Raw genomic sequence first — 21516 nt, 5'->3', positions numbered from 1 at the left:
GGCTCCCTCGGCTACGTTCGTGGAGTACGACACCGGCCACCGGCCCCGGCACCCGAGAAGGCGATGACCACAGTCCCCGAGAACCACCGCGAGCCCTTCCATCTGCTGGCCGGTGCCGAATCGTCGCCGGTGATCCTGCACGTACCGCACTCCTCGCGAGCGCTTCCCGCGTCCGTACGCGACGAGATCCTGCTGGACGACGACGCCCTCGCGGCCGAACTCGGCCACATCACCGATTCCCACACGGCCGAACTGGCCACCGCGGCCGCCGGACTCTGCGCGGTCACGCCCTGGCAGTTCGTCAATCGGCTGTCCAGGCTGGTGATCGACCCCGAACGCTTCCCCGACGAGCGGGAGGAAATGCTCGCGGTCGGCATGGGCGCGGTCTACACGCGGACCACGCACCGGGAGCCGCTGCGCCCCGAGGGCTTCGACGGTCAGCCGCTGATCGACCGCTACTTCCACCCGTACGCGGCGGCCATGAAAGCGGCCGTCGCGGACCGGCTGGAGACTGTCGGGCGAGCCGTGATCATCGATGTCCACTCGTACCCGAGCGAGCCCCTGCCGTACGAACTCCACGGCGACGGCCCACGGCCGCCGATCTGCCTGGGCACGAACACCTTCCACACTCCGCCCGAACTTCTCGCCCTCGCCGAGCAGGCGTTCGGGGACTTCGGCGGAACCGGGATCAACAGCCCCTTCGCCGGCACGTACGTACCGCTGGAGTACTACGGCAAGGACGCCCGGGTCAGCGCGCTGATGGTCGAAATCCGACGGGACGTCTACATGAAGGAGCCGGGCGGGCCCACGGGGCCGGGGCTGACATCCCTGGCGGTTGCACTGGCCGGACTGGTGAACGCGCTGACTCCCCCGCGCACGTTGTCGTAAGGGGGTCGGCGTCGCCTGCGCCGTCGGCGTTGGACGGTCGTCACCCGGCGGCTCGGCCCGGTGGCGAGAAACCCCGTAGGCGTGCCTTCGACAAGTGACCGGCGGGGCCGTAACGGCAGGGCACGCTGAGCCACAGCCGGAGAAGAGCACTCAGCCCCGCCCCGCCGCCCAGCCCGCCAGCTCCGCCTTCGCCGCCCGCAGCAGTTCCCCCGACGGTGCCGCCGCCCCCGCCCCGTTCGTCACCAGCGCGTAGTGCGGCCCCTCCGCCGCCGGCGTGAGCAGCAGTCGTCTACTGCCCGTTCCGCCCACCTCCGGTGCCACTCCCACCGGCGCCCCCGCCGCGTACGCCGGCAGTCCGTGTACGGCACCCAGGTCCGAGACCACCGTGGTTGTGGCACTCGGGAACGAGGCCGGCAGGTGCAGTTCCGTCGGTGCGGTGGTGGTCGTCGAGCGCCAGAGCAGGAGGCCGTACTGGCCCCCGCCCACGAGTTCGCGGACCTTCGGCAGCGAGGCCGGGACCGGGTTCCATGTCAGCGTCGTCGAGCCGTCGCGCGCCCGGTCCTCGTAGGTGAAGGCCACCGTGCGGCCGGCCACGGCGCTCGGGTACAGCCGGTCCAGGAGCCGGGCGTCCTGGCGAAGGGTCGGGGTGCCGGAGTCGTCCAGACGGATCGCCGAGAGGTCCTCGTCGTTCCATGCGTCCGCCGCGGTCAGGACCTTGTCCGGGTTGCCGTTCATGAGTTCGTGGTGGCGGCCGTGGTAGATGTCCCACTGCCATTGGGTGCCCGAGAGCACGGGGCCCGAGTCCTGGGGGCGCGACCACCATGTGGCGCCGGGCAGGCGGGAGTCCAGGGCCTGGTACATCGCCTTGCCGATCGTCGGGGCCTTGTCGGACACCGAGCCCGTGAGCGGGTGGCCGAACTCGCTGACGATGCCGGCCGTTCCCGCGTCAGCCGCGCGGTCGCGGACCGTGCCGAAGTCGGCGGTGTACTGCCCGTCCGCCGCCTTGCCCCACATGAAGATGCCGGAGATGGCCTTCTGGTCGTAGAAGTGGGTGTTGAAGACGTAGCGCGGGCCGAGCGCGCCGGCGTCCAGCAGACCGCCTTCCTGCTTCTGGAAGGCGAGGTTGGCGTTCCAGAAGAGGTTCGGCTCCACGAACGCGGGCTTGTGGCGCCAGCCGGCCTCGTCCATGCGGGCACGGAACTTCTCGTAGAACGGCCAGAGGACGTCCCGCTCCCAGGCGCGGCTGCTCTGGCCGGAGTCGTAGGTCCCGGCGTGCGGTTCGTTGTAGGGGTCGAAGCCGGCGACCCCCGCGAACTCCGCCGGGCTCAGGTGCTCGGCGAGGTACGCCATCGTGGTCCGCGCGGTAGCGAGGAAGGCGTCCTGGACTCCGCCCCTGTTGTGCCAGAAGTCGTACGTGGCGCGCTTCACGGCCTCGTTCTGGGTGATGTTCTGCCCCCAGAAGAGGCAGATTCCGCAGGACTCGCGTGGGTAGCCGCCGGCCTCGACGACCCATTGGGGCGCGCCGTCGCCGGTGTACCAGCTGCTCTCGTGGAAGAGATGGCGGGAGAAGAGGTCCTGGTGGAAGTCGGGGTAGACGCGGACGCCTGCCGCGAGGAAGGCCCGCATCTGCGCGGTGACGGCGGCGAGGTAGGTGACGTCGACCTGCCCGCGTACGGGCTCGGCGTATGCCCAGGAGAGCAGGAAGCGCGCGGTGTTGCCGCCGCCGAGGTTGCGCAGCGCGACCGCCGACTTGTGTGCGTCGGCGACGGAGGCGAAGGGCAGGCCCTTGTTCTCGGCGAGCTTGGTCTCGCCCGAGACGTTGTAGCCGCGCAGGACGACTTCGCGGCCGAGTCCGTCGGTGAAGCGCCCGTTCAGGGCGGTGAACGAGGAAGCGGCCTGCTCGTCGAACCACTGCCCGCCCGGGCCTGCGCGCACGGCCGATGCCCGTTCGTCGAACAGCGGCGTGCCCGGCGCGGGTTCGGGCATCGGAGCGGCGGCGGACGACTCGGCCCCCACCGTCAGGGGGGCCGTCAGGGAGGCCGTCAGGACGATGAGGAGACCGATCAGACGCTCGCGCATCTTCGCCATGCTCACAACATCCTGACGGGTCGTCAGAATGTCAATGGGTGCGGCAGGGGTCGTTGTCGCACCTTGCACCACCTCGCCCCGAAAGCAGCCGAAGAGGGCCCGGGGCAACCGAAGAATCCGCAGTAATTCGACCATTCCGTGCCTCGCCCGACGGAACTCCGTTATGCCTTTATGTGCCGCCCACTCAGGCCCGGCGGTAGCGCGGAATAGCCTCTCGACTGCATCGCGTGACGATCGGCGAGATGCCGCCGGAACCCACGCCACTCTTCAGCGAATCTGCACACTGAATACCTCGGCGTCACAACGTGTCCGACACGCGTTCCCATAGAGGTCCGCGCACCGTACACGTCGAGGCGGAATGTCCCGTTCCGTCGGTGTGGTCGCGCTGACATGCGGCGATCAATGCGTGGAGACACGTGAAGAAGCTGCTGCCAACTCATGGACGCGCGTACACGTCAGGTAATCCAGCGGCCTTTGAGGCAGCGGTTCGGTGCTTGTCCGATTGGCTGAGCAACGCAGGCCCGTGCTTTGATCCTTCGCACCGCGGGAGTTGTACGAAGGGGTTTCCGAATACGGGCTCGCCTGACTCGTACGACCACCGCCGCTGCGACAGGACTCACCTGACGATGGCTCGGTCGCGGCAATTTCGATGTATCCATGCGAAGGGAACCCCCATCATGAACAACTTCCAGGTCGAGACCCAGGAAATCTCGGACGCCGACCTCGACAACGTGGCCGGTGGCCTCGTGAACCAGGCCGTCGGCGCCGTCACGGGCACCGTTGACTCGGTCGTTCCCGTCTCCGGCACCCTCGCCGCCGCCGCCGGCACCGTCGGCTCCGTGACCGGCACGGTCGAGGGCCTCACCGGCCTGAACACCGCCGGCGTGACGGGCCTCGTCGCCGGTCTCTGACTGGGCCGTGTGCCGCCCCGAGCGGCACACCCACCGGTCGATGACGGCCCGTCGGCTGTCCCCCTCTTGAGCCGATGCGCCATGGCCGTGCTGTCCGAGCCCACCAGGTTCCGGACAGCACGGCCGTCGTCCGTGTGGGGGTCCGGCCCCACACGTCCTTCCCGCCGTGCCCGTGCACCCCACGGACTCGCCGTACCCGTGCACCCCACGGACCCGTACTTCCACGGGTGTTCCGCGCCCGTCACCGGTCCCCCGCACCGCCGGGGATCCCGCAGTAGAGGGAAAGCGTCGTGCAATTCCGCCAACAGGCCCTCTCCAAACTGCGTTCGCCCGAGGAACTCGACCTGCCGGTACGGTTCGCCCGGCCGCAGGGTCTGCTCGTGCTGTCCGTGACCGTTCTCGTCATGATCGCCGCAGCGTTCTGGGCCGTGACCGGATCGGTCACCTCGACCGTGAAGGCCCCCGGCGTCCTCACCTACGGCCAGGGCAGCTACGTCCTCCAGAGCCCCGTCTCCGGCCAGATCACCGAGGTCCTCGCCGAGGAGGGTGAACGGGTGGCCGCCAACACCCCACTGGTGAAGGTGCGTACGCAGCAGGGAACGGTCGTCGTGCGCAGCATCGCCGCCGGACGGCTGACGACGCTCGCCGCCACCATCGGATCCGTGGTCACGACCGGAGCCGACGTGGCAGCCGTGGAGCGGGCGAAGGGGGCGGACGACCCCCTGATGGCGATGGTCTACGTACCGGCGGAGCGGGGATCGACCGTGCCCGTCGGCGCTTCGGTCGATCTCACCGTGCAGTCCGTGCCGACCCAGCAGTACGGCGTGCTCCGCGGCACGGTGAAGGCCGTGGGCAGGACCGCGCAGACCCGTCAGCGGATCAGCGGCTTCCTCGGCAGCAGCCAGCTCGGGGAGCAGTTCTCGCAGAGCGGCCAGCCGGTGGCGGTCCTGGTGCGGCTCGACGCGTCGAAGACGACCACCTCCGGTTACACCTGGTCCTCCTCGGAGGGCCCGCCCTTCGAGGTCGAGTCGATGACCCTCACGAGCGCTGCCATCCGTCTCAGCGAGCAGCACCCGATCGATTGGCTGCTTCCATGACCGCGACAGGCAACACCGCACCGTCACAGCGGCAGGGATCACAACGGCAGGCGCCGCAGCAGCAGTTGCCGCCCGGGGGCCGCCGTCGCGGGCGGCAGGAGACCGGTGGTGGCCGGCGGCGCGCACAGCGCAGCCGTCCCCCGAAGCCGCGCAGGCGCAGCGCCGTCCGCACGCCCACCATCCTCCAGATGGAGGCCCTGGAGTGCGGGGCCGCCTCGCTCGCCATGGTGCTCGCCCACTACGGACGGCACGTACCGCTGGAGGAGCTGCGGATCGCCTGCGGCGTCTCGCGCGACGGATCGCGCGCCAGCAACGTCCTCAAGGCCGCCCGCAGTTACGGCCTTCAGGCCAAGGGCATGCAGATGGAGCCGGCGGCGCTCGCCGAGGTCCAGGCGCCGGCCATCCTGTTCTGGGAGTTCAACCACTACGTCGTCTACGACGGCATGGGGCGCCGCTTCGGCCGGCGCGGGGTGCACATCAACGACCCCGACAAGGGCCGCCGCTTCGTCACGATGGAGGACTTCGACACCAGCTTCACCGGTGTCGTCCTGGTCTTCGAGCCGACCGCCGCCTTCCGCCGGGGCGGCCGCAAGCCGGGTGTCGCGGGCGCGATGCCCGCCCGGCTGCGCGGCACCAAGGGCACGCTGCTGGCCGCTCTGTTCGCGAGTCTGCTGCTGGTCGCCGTGGGTGCCGCGCTGCCCGCACTGAGCCGCACCTACATCGACATGTTCCTGATCGGCGAGCAGACCTCGCTGCTCGGACCGCTGTTCGCGTCGATGGCCGCGCTGGTGGTGCTCACCGCCGTCCTCACCTGGCTCCAGCAGGCGAATCTGCTGCGCGGCCGGATCATCTCCTCGACCCTCGGCAGCGCACGGTTCTTCCGGCATCTGCTGCGGCTGCCGGTCACGTTCTTCGCCCAGCGCAGCCCGGCCGACCTGGTGCAGCGGCTTCAGTCCAACGACGCGGTCGCCGAGACCTTGGCGCGCGATCTCGCCGCGGCGGGCGTGGACGGCGTGGTCGTGATCCTCTACGCCTTCCTGCTGTGGACCTACGATCCCCAACTCACCGTCATCGGTGTGCTGATCGCGCTGCTGAACGTGGTGGCGATGCGGATCGTGATCCGGCTGCGGGCCACCCACACCCAGAAGCTGCGGGCCGACAGCGCGAAGCTGACGAACACCTCGTACACAGGCCTTCAGCTCATCGAGACCATGAAGGCCACCGGGGGCGAGAACGGCTTCTTCCGCCGCTGGGCAGGCCAGCACGCGACCACGCTGGATGAGCAGCAGCGCCTGGGTGTGCCGAGCGCGGTCCTCGCGGTCGTCGCACCGACCCTCGCGACCTTCAACAGCGCGCTGATCCTGTGGATCGGCGGTATGCGGGCGGTGGAGGGAGCGATCTCGGTCGGTCTGCTCGTCGCGTTCCAGGCGCTCGTGACCCGCTTCACCGCGCCGATCACCCGGCTGAACGGTGTGGCCGGCCGTATCCAGGACTTCGCCGCCGACGTGGCCCGTCTGAAGGACGTCGAGAACTTCCCGGTCGACGAGCTCTACTCGCGCGACGAGCCGGACCCCAGCACCCGCAGGCTCACGGGCCATGTGACGCTGGACGGCATCGCCTTCGGCTACAGCCCGCTGGACAAGCCCCTGCTCACCGATTTCTCGCTGACGGTCGGGCCGGGGCAGCAGGTCGCGCTCGTCGGCGGGTCCGGCAGCGGCAAGTCCACCGTCTCGCGCCTCATCGCCGGGCTCTACAGCCCGTGGGAGGGCACGATCCGGATCGACGGCCGCCGCCTGGAGGACATTCCCCGCAGCGCGCTGGCGGCCTCGGTCTCCTTCGTCGACCAGGACGTCTTTCTCTTCGAGGGCACCGTCCGCGACAACGTGGCGCTGTGGGACCCCTCGATCCCGGACGACGCCGTCGTCGCCGCTCTGCGGGACGCGGCGCTCTACGACGATGTGATCGCCCGCCGCCCCGATGGCATCCACAGCCGCGTCGAGCAGGACGGCCGCAACTTCTCCGGCGGGCAGCGCCAGCGGCTGGAGATCGCCCGCGCGCTGGTGCGCCGGCCCAGCGTCCTGGTCCTCGACGAGGTGACGAGCGCCCTCGACGCGCAGACGGAGCAGCTCATCATCGACAACCTGCGGCGCCGCGGCTGTGCGTGCGTCGTCATCGCCCATCGGCTGAGCACTGTGCGGGACAGCGACGAGATCGTCGTCCTCGACCACGGCACAGTGGTCGAACGCGGCCGTCACGAGCACCTGGTGGCAGCCGGCGGTGCCTACGCCGATCTGGTCAGGGAGCACTGACGTGTCGTCCGTCCACCCGTCCGCCGTCGCCGATCCGGGCAGCGGCGACCCGGTCACCCACGCCCTCGGCGGCCTCGGCCACCCCGTCGACTGCACGGAGCTGCGCAGTGTGCCGCTGGAGGGGCCGCAGGTGCTGTGGCTCGTCGTGGGCGGCGCGCTCGACGTGTTCGCCGTCGACGCGGCACAGCAGGGGCAGTGGCACTTCCTCGGCCGGCTGGAGGCGGGGGCCGTGCTCCTCGGCCCCGTCGAGGGACCGCAGCACACCCTGGTCGGCCGCCCGTCGCAGGACTGTCTGCTGCGCCGGATCCAGCTGAGGGAGCTGTACCGCCCCGAGTACGCCGGATACGACACCGGACAGTTCGACACGGGCCAGTACGACACCGTGCAGTACGGCCAGGAGGGTGTGCCGACCGCCCTGGAGTACGCGTTCTCCCTCGGGACGGGCCGGGCTCTCGGCGTCCTCTTCGAGGCGGCCCTCAACGGCCGGCCGGTCGAGGAGGCCGTCGCCGACGACGACATCCTGTGGATGCCCGTACCGTCCGGCAGCGTCCAGTACGGAGGCGCCTACAGCGCCGACGCGGCCGGCGACCTGCTCGTCGACGCCGCGCTGTGGCAGCGCATGGTGAACCAGCACTACCGCCTCCTGTCGGCGGTCGACCGCTGGATCGACCAGCTGGAGCGCGCCCACGAGGACCGTACGGCCGCGGGCATCAGGGCCGGTGAAGCCGTACGGGTCAGGGCCGATCAGGCGCTGATCGCCTCGATCGGCAGACCGGACCGGGCCGGACGCGGCGCGAGCGGCCGGGACACCGCCGCGGACGACGCCACGTACGCGGTGTGCCGTCAGGTGGCCGAGGCGACGGGGATCACGCTGACCGAGCCGCCGAAGGGCACCGCGGTCGACGACCAGGTCGGCCCGGTGGAGCGGGTGGCCATGCACTCCCGCATCCGGACCCGTACGGTCCGGCTCTCCGGACGCTGGTGGCGCACCGACGTCGGCCCGCTGGTCGGCCACTGGGCCAAGTCGGGGGCGCCGGTGGCGCTGCTGTGGCGGCGCGGGCGTTACGAAGCGGTGAACCCGGCATCGGGTCTGCGGCGGCGTATCGGCGCGGACAGCGCGGAGGAATTCGAACCGAGCGGCGTGATGTTCTACCGGCCGTTGCCGGAAGAACCGCCGACATTCTGGCGGTTGCTGCGGTTCAGCCTGCGCGGCACCCGGATGGATCTGCGCAATCTCGCCGTCGGAGCGCTGGTGACGGTCGGTCTCGGGGCACTGGTGCCGATCGCCACCGGGCAGGTCCTCGGCGTGTACGTGCCCACGGCCGAGCGGAGCCTGATCGTGCAGGTGTCGGTGGCCGTGATGATCGCCGGCATCGTGGCCGCGGCCTTCATGCTGCTGCAGAACCTCACCGTTCTGCGGATGGAGGGACGGATCGAGAGCTCCTTGCAACCGGCCGTGTGGGACCGGCTGTTGCGGCTGCCGACGACGTTCTTCGCCGAACGCTCGACCGGGGAGCTGGCCAGTGCGGCGATGGGTGTCAGCGCGGTACGCCGGGTGCTGTCGGGCATCGGCCCGGTCGCCGTGCAGGCGAGCACGATCGGGACCATGAACGTCGTGCTGCTGCTGTGCTACAGCGTGCCGCTTGCGCTGGCGGCCATCGGGATGCTGGTCGTGATCGGCGCGGTCTTCCTCGGGATGGGCCTGTGGCAGTTGAAATGGCAGCGGGAGCTGGTGGAGCTCGGCAACAAGCTGAACAATCAGGCGTTCCAGACCCTGCGGGGGCTGCCGAAGCTGCGGGTGGCCGCGGCGGAGAGCTTCGCGTACGCGGCGTGGGCACGGGAGTTCGCGCGGTCGCGCGAGTTGCAGCAGCGGGCGGGCCGGATCAGGAATCTGACGACCGTGCTCGACGCGGTGTGTCTGCCGCTGTGCGCCCTCACCATGTTCATGCTGCTGGCGGGCCCCGCACGCGGCAGCATGTCGGCGGGTGAGTTCCTGACGTTCAACACCGCCGTCACCATGCTGCTCTCCTCGGTCACCCAGCTCACCGGCGCGCTCGTCTCGGTCGCCGCCGCACTGCCGATGATCGAGCAGATCAGGCCGGTGCTCGACGAGGCCCCGGAGGTCCGCGGCTCCAGCGCCCAGCCCGGCGCGCTGACCGGCGCCCTGGAGGCTCGCCGGCTGTCGTTCCGCTACGGCGACGACGGCCCGCTGGTTCTCGACGACGTCTCCCTCCGGGTGGGTGCCGGCGAGTTCGTGGCGATCGTGGGTCCGAGCGGCTGCGGCAAGTCGACCCTGCTGCGGCTGCTCATCGGCTTCGACCGTCCGGTCTCCGGCAGCGTGCTCTACGACGGTCAGGATCTGGCGGCGCTGGACCAGGCGGCCGTGCGACGGCAGTGCGGCGTCGTCCTGCAGAACGCGCAGCCGCTCACCGGCTCGATCCTGGACTGCATCTGCGGTGCCGAGGAATTCGGTGAGGAAGAGGTTTGGGAGGCCGCCGAGATGGCCGGCCTCGCCGAGGACATCAAGCGGATGCCGATGGGGCTGCACACCATGATCGCGGGAGGCGGCGCGGTCTCCGGCGGCCAGCGGCAGCGGCTGATGATCGCCCAGGCGCTGATCCGCCGACCGCGCGTCCTCTTCTTCGACGAGGCCACGAGCGCACTGGACAACGAGACCCAGCGCATCGTCATCGACAGCACCCGCAGGCTCAGCGCCAGCCGGGTCGTGATCGCGCACCGGCTCTCGACGGTGATGGACGCCGACCGGGTGATCGTGATGGCGGACGGCAAGGTGGTCGAGGAAGGGGCACCCGCGGACCTGCTCGCGCGCGGTGGCCACCTTCAGGAGCTGGTGCGCCGCCAGATGGCGTGAGGACCGGCCGGGCAGACGCGGCCGGTCCGGCTGACGCGACATCACCCGGTCGTGGGGACCTTGTCGGCGCGGCCCGAGGAGCCCGCACCGACGTCGTCGGGTCGCGGGGGCGCGGGCCCGTAACGGCGTGTCCCGGCCGCACCGACGTCGTCCGATCGCGGGGGCGCGGGCCCGTAACGGCGGCGTCCCGGCCGCACCGCCCCGGTCGCCAGCCCGGCTCTCGACGATTCGCGTGCCACCGCCGACGGACGCCCCACCCCCGGACGACCCCGCGCGGGCTGCCGACGTACGACCGCCGGGCGACGATGGGTTCGTTGTCCGCGCAGGTGACGCACGGTGAGGAGGCCCATGACCGGCGCGCAGACCGAGACCGGGCGCCGGCAGCGGGCGGTGGAGCGACGCTGGCGAACCTGGCTGCTCCAGGGCAGCGAGCAGGCGGCCCAGTACCCCGCGCCGCACGGCGAACCGCCGCCCGATCACCCGGGCCATCCCTGGTGGCGGGTCATGTGCCTCAGCGGCGTGGACTACTTCTCGACCCTGGGCTACCAGCCCGGTATCGCGGCGCTCGCCGCGGGACTGCTGTCCCCGATCGCGACCCTCGTCCTGCTGGCGCTGACCCTGTTCGGCGCACTGCCCGTCTACCGGCGGGTGGCGAAGGAGTCACCGCACGGCGAAGGCTCGATCGCGATGCTGGAGCGGCTCCTGCCGTGGTGGTCGGGGAAGCTGTTGGTCCTGGTGCTGCTGGGCTTCGCGGCCACCGACTTCGTCATCACCATCACTCTTTCGGCCGCCGACGCCGCGGCGCATGTAGTGGAGAACCCGTTCGCGCCGCACTGGATGCACGGCTCGGGCATCTGGATCACCCTGATCCTCATCGGACTGCTGGGGGCCGTCTTCCTCAAGGGCTTTCACGAGGCGATCGGCGTCGCGGTCCCTCTCGTGGCCGCATATCTCGGGCTCAACCTGGTGGTACTGGCCTCCGCCGCCTGGCAGGTGATCGACAAACCCGTGGTGATCGGCGACTGGTGGAGCGCCATGACCGCCGAGCACTCCTCGCCACTGGCCATGATCGGTGTGGCACTGCTGGTGTTCCCGAAGCTGGCGCTCGGCATGTCCGGCTTCGAGACCGGCGTGGCGGTGATGCCCCAGATCAAGGGCGATCCCGGCGACACCTACGCGAATCCGGCCGGCCGCATCCGCGACACCCGCAAGCTGCTGACCACGGCCGCGCTGACGATGTGCTGCTTCCTCCTGCTGTCCAGCCTGGCCACCACCCTGCTGATCCCGCAGGAGGCGTTCCGGGCCGGCGGCCCCGCGAACGGGCGGGCGCTCGCCTATCTGGCGCACGAGAATCTGGGCGAGGTCTTCGGCACGGTCTACGACGTCTCCACCATCTGCATCCTGTGGTTCGCCGGAGCGTCCGCGCTGGCCGGACTGCTGAACCTCGTACCGCGGTTCCTGCCCCGCTACGGCATGGCGCCCGAGTGGGCACGGGCGGTGCGGCCCCTCGTCCTGGTCTTCATGGCGATCGCCGTGCTGATCACGGTGTACTTCGACGCGAACGTGGACAAGCAGAGCGGAGCGTACGCCACCGGCGTGCTGGTCCTCATGCTGTCGGCGGCCTTCGCCTCGACGGTCGCGGTGCACCGCAGGGGCCGCCGGCGGGCCGCCATCGGCTTCGGGACGATCACCGCCGTCTTCGCGTACACGCTGGTCGCCAACATCATCGAACGCCCCGACGGCATCAAGATCGCGCTGCTGTTCATCCTGGCCATCACGGTGACGTCCTTCGTCTCCCGCGTCCGCCGCGCCTTCGAGCTGCGTGCGGTCGAGGTCGTCTTCGACGACAGGGCGGCGCAGTTCATCGATGAAGCGGCCGCCGAAGGGCCGCTCCAGCTCATCGCCAACGAACCGCAGGAACACAGCACGGCCGCCTACCGCGAGAAGGAGCGGAGCCAGCGCGAGGAGACCCCCATCCCGCTGGGACGGCAGGTCCTCTTCCTGGAGGCGTTCGTGAGGGACTCCTCCGACTTCAGCGCAGACCTGATCGTCCACGGCGAGGAGAAGCACGGCGTGCGCCGGCTGCGGGTCGAGGGCACGACCGTGCCGAACACGGTCGCCGCGGTGCTGATGGCGTTGCGCGACAGAACGGGCCAGGTCCCCCACGCGTACTTCACCTGGACGGAAGGCGGCCCCGTCGGCCAGTTGTTCCGCTTCCTCATCTTCGGCAGCGGCGAGGTGGCCCCGGTGACGCGCGAGATCCTGCGCCGGGCGGAACCGGACCCGGCACGCCGCCCCCGGGTGCACGTGGGCTGACGGCAGACTCGCGCCCGAGCCCGTCCGCGACCGGGCGACGAAGGGCAGAGCGGCGGGCCCGCGGGTCTCTTGACTTCACGAGACCACCGCGCGACCTTCTCTGACGACCCATCAGCATAGCGCCGCACCGCCCCCGTCACCCCACTGGAGCGACTCACCATGCCCGAGATCACGTCGGTACCGGACACCATCGGACCCTCGCGCCGCCGCGTACTCGGCGCCGCCGGGGCGGGGCTCGTCGTCGCGGCCGGTCTGCCCGCGGCCGCCGCTCACGCGGCGGAGCCGCCTCTCCTCGGGACGTACGACGTCGTCGTGGTCGGCTCGGGTGCGGCCGGGATGACCGCCGCGCTCACCGCCGCGCGTCGCGGGCTGAGCTGCGTGGTCGTGGAGAAGGCGCCCACGTACGGAGGTTCGGCCGCGCGGTCCGGCGCGGGGATCTGGATCCCGAACAATGAGGTGACCCTGGCCGCGGGCGTGCCCGACACCCCGCAGAAGGCCGCGGCCTATCTGGCCGCCGTCGTCGGCGACGAGGTCGGCGCGGACCGGCAGCAGGCGTTCCTCACCTCCGGACCGTCCATGATCTCGTTCGTGATGGCCAACAGCCCGTTGCGCTTCCGCTGGATGGAGGGCTACAGCGACTACTACCCCGAGCTGCCCGGCGGGCTGTCGGTGGGACGGTCCATCGAGCCCGCCCAGTTGGACGGCAACATCCTCGGCGCGGAGCTGGCCCCGCTGAACGCCCCGTATCTCCCCGTCCCCGCCGGGATGGTCGTCTTCAGCGCCGACTACAAGTGGATCGCCCTCGCCGCGGTCAGTCTCAAGGGTGCCGCCGTGGCGGCCGAGTGCCTGGCCCGCGGGACCCGGGCCGCCCTGCTCGGACAGCGGCCGCTCACCATGGGCCAGGCCCTGGCGGGCGGACTGCGGGCCGGGCTGATGAGCGCGGGCGTCCCGGTGTGGCTGAGCACCCCGCTCTCGGATCTGCACATCGAGAACGACCGGGTCACCGGAGCGGTCGTGACACGCGGCGGCACCCCCGGGCTCGTCCGCGCCCGGCGCGCGGTCGTCATCGGGTCGGGCGGCTTCGAGCACAACGCGGGGATGCGCGACCGCTATCAGCAGCAACCGATCGGCACCGACTGGACGGTGGGCGCCAAGGAGAACACGGGTGACGGGATCCGGGCGGGCGAGCGGGCCGGAGGTGCACTCGCCCTGATGGACGACGCCTGGTGGGGGCCGGCGATCCCGCTGCCGGGCGAACCGTACTTCTGTCTGGCCGAACGGACCCTGCCGGGCAGTCTCCTGGTGAACCAGGCCGGGGCACGTTTCGTCAACGAGGCGGCGCCGTACGGCGATGTCGTCCACGTCATGTACGAGCGCCACGCCAGCTCACCGGACATCCCGGCGTGGCTGGTGGTGGACCAGAACTACCGCAACCGGTATCTGTTCAAGGACATCGCGCCCACCTTCGTCCTCCCCGAGTCCTGGTACGCGTCCGGTGCCGTGCACAAGGCGTGGAGCCTGGACCAGTTGGCGGGGCGGATCGGCGTTCCGGCGGCGGCGCTCCGAGCGACCGTCAACCGCTTCAACGGCCAGGCCCGTGCGGGCTCGGACGCCGACTTCCACCGCGGCGACAGCGCGTACGACCACTACTACACGGACCCCGGAATCGTGCCCAACTCCTGCCTGGCACCGCTGTGGCTGCCGCCCTTCTACGCGTTCCGGATCGTGCCCGGCGACCTCGGCACCAAGGGCGGGCTGACGACGGATGCCAACGCCCGGGTCCTCCGCCCCGACGGCACGGTGATTCCGGGCCTGTACGCGGCGGGGAACGCCAGCGCGGCTGTCATGGGGCGCAGTTACGCCGGCGCGGGCTCGACCATCGGCCCGGCGATGACGTTCGGCTACATCGCGGCGAACGACATCGCGGACAGGCCCTGACCGGGCCCGGATACGAGCGCGCCGGGACCCGGGCACCGGGCCGACCACCGTGACCTGAGCACCTGGCCGACCAGCCTGACCTGAGCACCCGGGCCAGGCCACGGACATGAGCGCCGGGCCGACCAGCCTGACCTGAGCACCCGGGCCAGGCCACGGACATGAGCGCCGGGCCGACCAGCCTGACCTGAGCACCGTGCCGGCCCCGGACATGAGCAGCAGGTCTGCTTCGGCCGCCGGCCGCACCGAGTTGCGCCTCGCGCCGGCAGACCACCGCGCCGAGCGCGCCACCGACCGGGACAGTCCACAGGGCTCAGTCCGCCGCGACGTCCAGATGCGGCAGGTAGTGGTCGAGGCGGTCGCGCTTCGTCCACTGGTAGGACTTGTTCTCCTCGCTCGGCGGAATCAGCAGCGGCACCTGGGAGTCGATCTTGATCCCGTGTCGTTGCAACGACTCCCGCTTGCGCGGGTTGTTGGACAGCAGTCGCACGGACCGCACGCCGAGATCGTGCAGGATGTCGGCCGCGACCTGATAGTCGCGCGCGTCGACCGGCAGCCCCAGGGCGATATTGGCCTCGACCGTGTCCATGCCCTCCGCCTGGAGTTTCATCGCACGGAGTTTGGCGAGCAGTCCGATTCCCCGGCCCTCATGTCCTTGGAGATAGACGAGAATGCCCCGGCCCTCCTTGACTATCGCACCCAGCGCCGCGGACAGTTGGTCACCGCAATCGCAGTGCTTGGAGCCGAAGACATCTCCGGTGAGACACTCCGAGTGCATTCGAATGAGTGCGCCTTCGGTCTCGACGTCTCCGTAAATGAGCACCATCTGCTCCTCACCGCGATTGCGGTCGAGGTAGCCGATGGCAAGGAAATCGCCGTGCACGGTGGCAAGTCGGACACTCACCGCGCGTTCGACTCCGGACGGGCGAGTACCGTCGCCGAACACGGCATCACTTTCTATCATGTCTCGATCCTAACCGGGCAGGTGGTAATTCCAAGGCGGTGTGGGGGAAAATGAGAGACGACGCATCAACCGAGTGCCCGGTTCATCACGTTCGACCGGCCATATCCCTTGCAGTGACGTACGAAAGGCCGGAACGACATGAGCGGTTCGGGAACACCACAGTGGGCTTCGGGCCTGCTCCCGACGGACACCACGGAGGACGTACGGGCCCGCCGGGCCGACGTTGCCGTGCTTCCCATCGGCAGCTTCGAGCAACACGGCGCATTTCTCCCCCTGGTGACCGACACGGTCATCGCGTGCACGATCGCCGCCGAGATCGCCGCCGCGCATCCGGTTCTCCCACTCCCTCCCCTGACGGTGTCCTGCTCCCACGAGCATGCCGCCTGGCCGGGCACGGTCAGTATTTCCGCGACGACGCTTTACGCCGTGGTCCGTGATATCGCCGACTCCCTCCACCGCTCCGGTATCACCTCGCTGATTCTGGTGAACGGGCACGGCGGAAATTACGTGCTGCGCAATGTTGTTCAGGAATCCGCCTCCTCCAGCGGTATGCGGATGGCTCTTTTCCCGGGCTCGGGCGACTGGGGCGCGGCCCGGACGAGAGCCGGTCTTCAGACCTCGTCGCACAGCGATATGCACGCCGGAGAAGTGGAGACTTCCATCCTGCTGCACGCCCATCCGGACGTGGTCCGTACCGGATATGAGACGGCCGATCACCTCGCCGACGACCGCAGACATCTGCTCACTCTCGGTATGCCGGGCTATACGGAGTCCGGTGTCATCGGCCGCCCGTCGCTGGCGTCCGCGGACAAGGGGAAGGAGCTGATGGCCTCACTGGTCGATTCCTTCGGTGAATACCTGTCACTTCTCTCCGGTGGGGAGGCGTGATGAGCGTTCACAGCACTGCCCTGACGGAGGAACAGGCCTGGGAACTGCTGCTCGGCGTGCGCTCCGAGGCGGACGCCGAGGCCGCCGGGCTCGTACGCGGACCGGACGGGATCCGGCGGTGGAGCCAGGACGCGTCGCCCGAAGCGGAGACCCTCGCCGATCTGTATCTGCCGCTGTGCCTGGCCGGTCCGCGTCTGACCGTCGCTCAGCTCGGTCAGAGCGTCGACGGCTTCATCGCCACCCGCACCGGAGACGCCGACTTCGTCACCGGCGAGGAGGACCGTCGTCATCTCCACCGGCTCCGTGCGCTCGCCGACGCGGTCGTGGTCGGGGCGGGCACCGCCGTCTCGGACGACCCGCAGCTGACGGTGCGCGCCTGCGCCGGCGCCAACCCGGTGCGTGTCGTGCTCGATCCGCGCGGCCGGGTTCCGCTGGAGCGCAAGGTCTTCACGGATGGGTCAGCTCCCACTCTGTGGGTGGTCGGCGCCGGCGGCGACCACGAGAAGCGGGTGCCCGACGGGGTCGGTGTCGACGTGCTGACGCTGCCGGACGACGAGGCGTTCGCCCCGCGGCGTCTGGTCGAGACCCTGGCGCGCCGCGGTCTCGGCCGGACGCTGATCGAGGGCGGCGGTGTCACCGTGTCGCGCTTTTTGCACGAGCGGGCACTCGACCGGCTCTATGTCACGGTCGCACCGGTCCTGCTGGGCGACGGCGTTCCCGGTCTGCGCTTCGCGGGCACGTCCGTGATGCGTGAGGCGCTGCGCCCGCCGACGCGGCGCGCCCTGCTCGGCGAGGACACCCTCTTCGAGTTCGGTCTCGGGACGCCATAGCCGCACGAGCCACTGCCCGGCAAGCACGAGGATGCCGGGCAGACTCGCGGCGAAGGCGAGAACTCCGTAGATCACGGCGACGGTCAGGCCCTGTGCCGCGCCGAGGCCGGCGGCGCCGAAGGCCCAGGCAGTGGCGCCTTCCCTGGGGCCCCAGCCGCCGACGTTGAGCGGCAGCGCCATGGCGAGCAGCGCCAGCACCATCAGCGGCGCCAGTTCGGCGAAGGGCGCTGTGGAGCCGGCGGCTCGGGCCGCCACGAGGAACATTGCGAGGTGGCCCGCCAGTACCGCGACGGACGAGACCACCACGGCGGGCCAGCTCCCCCGCGCCAGCAGGGCGGTCCGTGCCTCGGTCAGCGCGGCGCGGACCAGCCGGCGCCGGCCGGATGTTCCGGGCTTCCGGCGCCTGCGGACGGCGGCCGCGACGCCGAGGGCGCACAGCGCGGCGATGACGACGGCGGCCAGGGGGGACGCCACCGCGTCGCGGGTCACGGCCAGGAAGGGTGAGGGCAGCGTGAGCAGGATCGTTACTCCTGCGACGAGCAGCACGATCTGGCCTGCCGTCCGCTCCAGGACGACAGCGCGGACTCCCCTGCCGATGTCGCCCGTGTTCCTCCCGTGCCGTACGGCTCGGTGCACATCGCCGAGTACGCCGCCGGGCAGCGCCGCGTTGAGGAACAGGGCGCGGTAGTAGTCGGCGACGGCGCCGCCGAGCGGCAGCCTGATGTTCAGTCCGCGGGCGACCACGCACCAGCGCCAGGCGCTGAGGACGGTGGTGAACAGACCGATTCCGAGCGCGGCCAGCAGGGAGGGGCCGTCGATCCTGCGCAGTCCGTCCAGGAAGGCGCCGGTGCCCAGGCGCCACAGCAGCACCGCGAGGATCGCCGCACCGGCTGCCGTGCCGATCCGGCCCTTGAGGTTCTGTGCGCTCATGACGTCCCGCCCGCCGTCCGTGGCTGTGCCAGCAGATCGCTGTGGTGCACCACCACCTCCAACTCGCCCGCGGCGCATGCCGCCAGTCGGCGCCGCAGATACTCGACGGCGCGCGGCCCGAGGCCCGGGCGCTCCTCGCACGCGGCGCCGACCCAGCCCTGCAGCCACTCCCCCGTCAGCTCCGACTCCTCGGCGCCGAGCCGCCACGGGCTGGCCTGCACCCGTACGGTCATGCCGTACCGTGCGAAAGCCTCCGAGGCCTGCGTCACGGCGTCGGGACCCAGCAGTTCGCCGCGCCGTTGATGGGCGTTGAAGGCCTCTTGGATCTCGGCGTCCAGCGGGTCGGCCGGAGTCAGCTCGACCCGGCCCGTGACGGACAGGGCCAGCAGGGCCGGACAGCCGGCCTCGGCGCAGGCCGCGGCGAGAGCGTCGATCTCCTCGCGGGTCAGGACGTCCAGCAGAGCCGACGCCGTCACGAGCGAGGCGCCCGCGAGGCTCTCGGCGGTGAGACCGGCGAGGTCGCCGCGTACGGTCGCCACCGTGACGGGACTGCCGTCGTCGGCGGTCCGGGGCGTACGGTCGGCGGCCAGCACCAGCAGTTCGGGGTCGCGGTCGTGCAGGATCCAGTGCTGCGGGCCGGTCAGCCGGGGTGCGAGCCAGCGGCCCATGGACCCGCTGCCGCAGCCGAGGTCGTGGATCACGAGGCCCGTTCCGTCGTCCTGACCTCTCGGCAGAGCGCTGATCAGGGGGTCGAGGAGTTCGCTCGCGCGGGCGGCGGCGTCGGCGGGCTCGCGCAGCTCCAGCCACTCGGGAGCGTAGCGAGGTACTTCGGTGGCGGTCATGCGACCCTCCGGGTTTCGTGCAGGAGGTGTTCGAGTGCTCCGGCGAGATGACGCGCTGTCGTCTCCCAGCCGTCGAGCACGGCGCGGCGGCCGAGTGCCGCCGTCTTCAGCCGGCGACGCAGCTCGGGCTCGTCGAACCAGCTGCGGAGCGCCGTCGGGAGGGCCGTCGGGTCGTCGGAGCGGACGAGGATGCCCGGCACAGTGCCGTCCGGTGCCCGGCCGACCGCCTCGGGGAGTCCGCCCACGGCCGTCGCGAGGACGGGGACGCCGTGGGCGAGCGCCTCGGTGACGGCCATGCCGTACGTCTCGGCGTACGAGGTGAGGACGAGCAGGTCGGCGGCGGCGTAGTGGGCGGCGAGTTCGTCCCGCGCGAGCGGTCCCGCGAGCCGGACACGGTCGGCGAGACCGGAGTTGCCGATGAGCTCACGCAGCCCGGAGACATAGCCGGGGTCGGGGTCGAGGCCGCCGACGCACAGACACGACCAGGGCAGATCCGCGACCCCGGCGAGCGCCTTCACCAGCCGGTACTGGCCCTTGCGCGGGGTCACGGCCGCCACGCACAGCAGCCGCGACACCCCGTCGGTGCCCGGTGCGGCGGGCCCGATGTCGACGCCGGGGGCGGCCACATGGAGCCTGTCGGGTGCGAGCCGGTGGTGGGCCACGAGGCGGCGGGCCGCCCAATGACTGGTCACCACGACCGCCCTGACGGCGCGCAGGGTCTCACGCTCCAGGGCGTCCAGCTCCGCCGCCCGGGCGGCGACCAGTCCCGTCTCGTCGCCGAGCGGCAGATGCACCAGGACCACCAGTCGCAGCCGCTCGGCCTCGGGGACGACGATGTCGGGCACCCCGCAGGCGACGATTCCGTCGACGAGGACGAGGGAACCATCGGCCCGCTCGGCGAGAATGCGGCGCAGTTCGTTGCGCGCCGCGGCGTCGGGCCGCGGCCAGCCGCCGGCGACCGTGTGCTCGTGGACCTGCCAGCCGATTCGGGACAGGTCCCGGCAGACCCGGCGGTCGTACACGTTGCCGCCGCTGGGTGCGGCGGGGTCGTCGACACCACCGGGCATGACGAAGTGCACCGCGCGCGAGGGCGGGGTGGCGGCACCGGCACGGTCCACGGGCGTCACAGCGTGCGCTCGTAACTCGCCCACGCGATGTGGGACTCGTGCAGCGTGACCGTGATTCCCGCGATCTCCCGGGCGCCTTCGCCCAGTGCGCCGGCGTGCACCCGGTCGGCGAGACGGTCGGCGATGACCTTGGCCAGCGCCTCCGTGGAGGTGTTGATGCCCGCGAAGTCCGGTTCGTCGTCGAGATTGCGGTAGTTCAGCGCGGCGACGACGGTGTGGAGCTCGGTGGTCGCGAGGCCGATGTCGACGACGATGTTGTCGGCGTCGAGTTCGGCCCGCCGGAACGTGGCGTCCACGAGGAAGGTCGCTCCGTGCAGGCGCTGCGCGGGCCCGAAGACCTCTCCACGGAAGCTGTGGGCGATCATGAGGTGATCGCGGACGGTGATGCTGAACAACGGACGATCCTCCAGGTACGGCGCCTCTGACCCCCTGCCGGGGTCTGTCGTGTAGTACGGCCGGCCTGTTCTCCTTGTTCAGGCCGGATCAGCAGCAGATTCGTACAGAACCCGGAGGCACATCGCAGGCAGGTCGCCCGAGGCGAGCCGCGGCAGTACCTCCGGAAGCTCGTCGAACGCGCACTCGCCGGTGACGAACGTGTCGAAGACGGGGTCCGCGAGAAGATCGAGCGCGATGGCGAGCCGGTCGGCGAAGGTCCGGCGGGAGCCGCGGGCCGGGGACACGGTCCCCACCTGGCTGCTGCGGACGACCAGCCGGCGGGAGTGGAAGGCCTCCCCGAGCGGCAGGCTGACGCGACGGTCGCCGTACCAGCTCAGTTCGAGGACCGTCCCCTCCGGGGCGAGCAGTTCCAGCGAGCGGGTGAGTCCGGCCTCGGTGGCGCTGGCGTGGACGACGAGATCGCAGTCGCCCGTGGCTTCCGCGGGGAGCGCGAAATCGACACCGAGGGCCTTGGCGACGGCGGCGCGGCCGGGGTCGGCGTCGACCAACTGGACGCGGACGGCGGGGAACCGGGCGAGGACGGCGGCCACGGACGCGCCGATCATGCCCGCTCCGACGACGGCGATACGGTCGCCGACCAGCGGCGCCGCGTCCCACAGGGCGTTCACGGCGGTCTCCACCGTCCCGGCCAGCACGGCTCGCGCGGCGGGCACGCCGTCCGGCACCGGTGTCACGGCGCTCGCGGGGACGACATAGCGGGTCTGGTGCGGATAGAGACAGAAGACGGTACGTCCGACGAGCTCCTGCGGACCCTCTTCCACCAGGCCGACGTTGAGGTACCCGTACTTCACCGGGCCGGGGAAGTCACCCTCCTGGAACGGCGCCCGCATCGCCGTGTGCTGGTTCTCCGGAACCCCGCCCCGGAAGACGAGGGTCTCCGTCCCACGGCTCACTCCGGAGTAGAGCGTGCGCACCACGACGTCGTCGTCCGCGGGCGCCGGCAGGGACACGTCCCGGATCTCTCCGTGGCCGGGCGAGCGAAGCCAGAAGGCGCGGGCGGTGAGCTCCATGAGGCGTCCTCCTGAACATTCGGGCAGCGGTCCACGTACTGATCTTTACGAAG

The 21516-nt window shown here is 70.9% G+C and carries 15 protein-coding genes and 1 pseudogene; 9 read left to right on the top strand and 7 right to left on the bottom strand.

The window, feature by feature from the left end:
• The first annotated feature begins 63 nt into the window (after nucleotides 1–63).
• The gene (locus tag ABTX78_RS20930) at nucleotides 64–888 is read left to right on the top strand and encodes an N-formylglutamate amidohydrolase (protein ID WP_352208277.1); all 825 of its coding nucleotides are present in this window, start codon (nucleotides 64–66) and stop codon (nucleotides 886–888) included.
• A 150-nt stretch (nucleotides 889–1038) separates the two neighbouring features.
• Here the strand turns inward: ABTX78_RS20930 and ABTX78_RS20925 are convergent, their stop codons facing one another.
• On the bottom strand, nucleotides 1039–2976 hold the full coding sequence (locus ABTX78_RS20925; protein ID WP_352208276.1) for an endoglycosylceramidase: 1938 nt from the start codon (nucleotides 2974–2976) through the stop codon (nucleotides 1039–1041).
• A 677-nt stretch (nucleotides 2977–3653) separates the two neighbouring features.
• On the opposite strand from ABTX78_RS20925, the gene ABTX78_RS20920 reads away from it, so the two are divergent.
• The 6 genes from ABTX78_RS20920 to kstD all read left to right on the top strand — a co-directional run bounded on the left by ABTX78_RS20920 (nucleotide 3654) and on the right by kstD (nucleotide 14419).
• Entirely contained in the window at nucleotides 3654–3887 is a 234-nt protein-coding gene (locus tag ABTX78_RS20920) for a type A2 lantipeptide (RefSeq protein ID WP_313943035.1), read from the top strand.
• A 290-nt stretch (nucleotides 3888–4177) separates the two neighbouring features.
• Entirely contained in the window at nucleotides 4178–4984 is an 807-nt protein-coding gene (locus ABTX78_RS20915; RefSeq protein WP_352208275.1) for an HlyD family efflux transporter periplasmic adaptor subunit, read from the top strand.
• The gene (locus ABTX78_RS20910; RefSeq protein WP_352208274.1) at nucleotides 4981–7293 is read left to right on the top strand and encodes an NHLP family bacteriocin export ABC transporter peptidase/permease/ATPase subunit; all 2313 of its coding nucleotides are present in this window, start codon (nucleotides 4981–4983) and stop codon (nucleotides 7291–7293) included. The genes ABTX78_RS20915 and ABTX78_RS20910 overlap by 4 nt, the downstream gene beginning before the upstream one ends.
• A gap of 1 nt (nucleotide 7294) precedes the next feature.
• Complete coding sequence (locus tag ABTX78_RS20905) at nucleotides 7295–10165, top strand: NHLP bacteriocin export ABC transporter permease/ATPase subunit (RefSeq protein WP_352208273.1); 2871 nt, start codon at nucleotides 7295–7297, stop codon at nucleotides 10163–10165.
• Between the two features lie 348 nt (nucleotides 10166–10513).
• Complete coding sequence (locus tag ABTX78_RS20900; RefSeq protein ID WP_352208272.1) at nucleotides 10514–12481, top strand: APC family permease; 1968 nt, start codon at nucleotides 10514–10516, stop codon at nucleotides 12479–12481.
• 159 nt (nucleotides 12482–12640) lie between these two features.
• A complete protein-coding gene (gene kstD, locus ABTX78_RS20895; RefSeq protein WP_352208271.1) occupies nucleotides 12641–14419 on the top strand; it encodes a 3-oxosteroid 1-dehydrogenase in 1779 nt (592 codons plus the stop codon).
• Nucleotides 14420–14729: 310 nt separating this feature from the next.
• Here the strand turns inward: kstD and ribA are convergent, their stop codons facing one another.
• Entirely contained in the window at nucleotides 14730–15380 is a 651-nt protein-coding gene (ribA, locus tag ABTX78_RS20890; RefSeq protein WP_352208270.1) for a GTP cyclohydrolase II, read from the bottom strand.
• A gap of 138 nt (nucleotides 15381–15518) precedes the next feature.
• On the opposite strand from ribA, the gene ABTX78_RS20885 reads away from it, so the two are divergent.
• Together ABTX78_RS20885 and ABTX78_RS20880 are read left to right on the top strand one after the other, a co-directional pair.
• Entirely contained in the window at nucleotides 15519–16268 is a 750-nt protein-coding gene (locus ABTX78_RS20885; RefSeq protein WP_352208269.1) for a creatininase family protein, read from the top strand.
• Nucleotides 16268–17098, top strand: coding sequence for a RibD family protein (locus tag ABTX78_RS20880; protein WP_352208268.1), 831 nt, complete (start codon nucleotides 16268–16270; stop codon nucleotides 17096–17098). Before ABTX78_RS20885 ends, ABTX78_RS20880 begins: the two co-directional genes overlap by 1 nt.
• 9 nt (nucleotides 17099–17107) lie before the next feature.
• Here the strand turns inward: ABTX78_RS20880 and ABTX78_RS20875 are convergent.
• The 5 genes and pseudogenes from ABTX78_RS20875 to ABTX78_RS20855 form a co-directional block, all read right to left on the bottom strand.
• Nucleotides 17108–18028 (bottom strand): annotated as a pseudogene (locus tag ABTX78_RS20875) (lysylphosphatidylglycerol synthase transmembrane domain-containing protein); the annotation flags it as partial.
• Nucleotides 18025–18870: a class I SAM-dependent methyltransferase gene (locus tag ABTX78_RS20870; RefSeq protein ID WP_352208267.1), complete on the bottom strand. Its 846-nt coding sequence runs from the start codon at nucleotides 18868–18870 to the stop codon at nucleotides 18025–18027. The gene ABTX78_RS20870 and the pseudogene ABTX78_RS20875, both read right to left, overlap by 4 nt.
• On the bottom strand, nucleotides 18867–19937 hold the full coding sequence (locus ABTX78_RS20865) for a glycosyltransferase family 4 protein (RefSeq protein WP_352208402.1): 1071 nt from the start codon (nucleotides 19935–19937) through the stop codon (nucleotides 18867–18869). Before ABTX78_RS20865 ends, ABTX78_RS20870 begins: the two co-directional genes overlap by 4 nt.
• 56 nt (nucleotides 19938–19993) lie before the next feature.
• Complete coding sequence (locus ABTX78_RS20860; protein WP_352208266.1) at nucleotides 19994–20392, bottom strand: 6-pyruvoyl trahydropterin synthase family protein; 399 nt, start codon at nucleotides 20390–20392, stop codon at nucleotides 19994–19996.
• 78 nt (nucleotides 20393–20470) lie between these two features.
• On the bottom strand, nucleotides 20471–21463 hold the full coding sequence (locus ABTX78_RS20855) for a zinc-dependent alcohol dehydrogenase (protein ID WP_352208265.1): 993 nt from the start codon (nucleotides 21461–21463) through the stop codon (nucleotides 20471–20473).
• Nucleotides 21464–21516 lie beyond the last annotated feature (53 nt).

This window comes from Streptomyces sp. NPDC096193 (genome assembly GCF_040302905.1).
In the GTDB taxonomy this organism is placed as follows: Bacteria; Actinomycetota; Actinomycetes; order Streptomycetales; family Streptomycetaceae; genus Streptomyces.
Note: the sequence above shows the minus strand (reverse complement) of the source record. Positions and strands in the feature narration are given on the sequence as shown.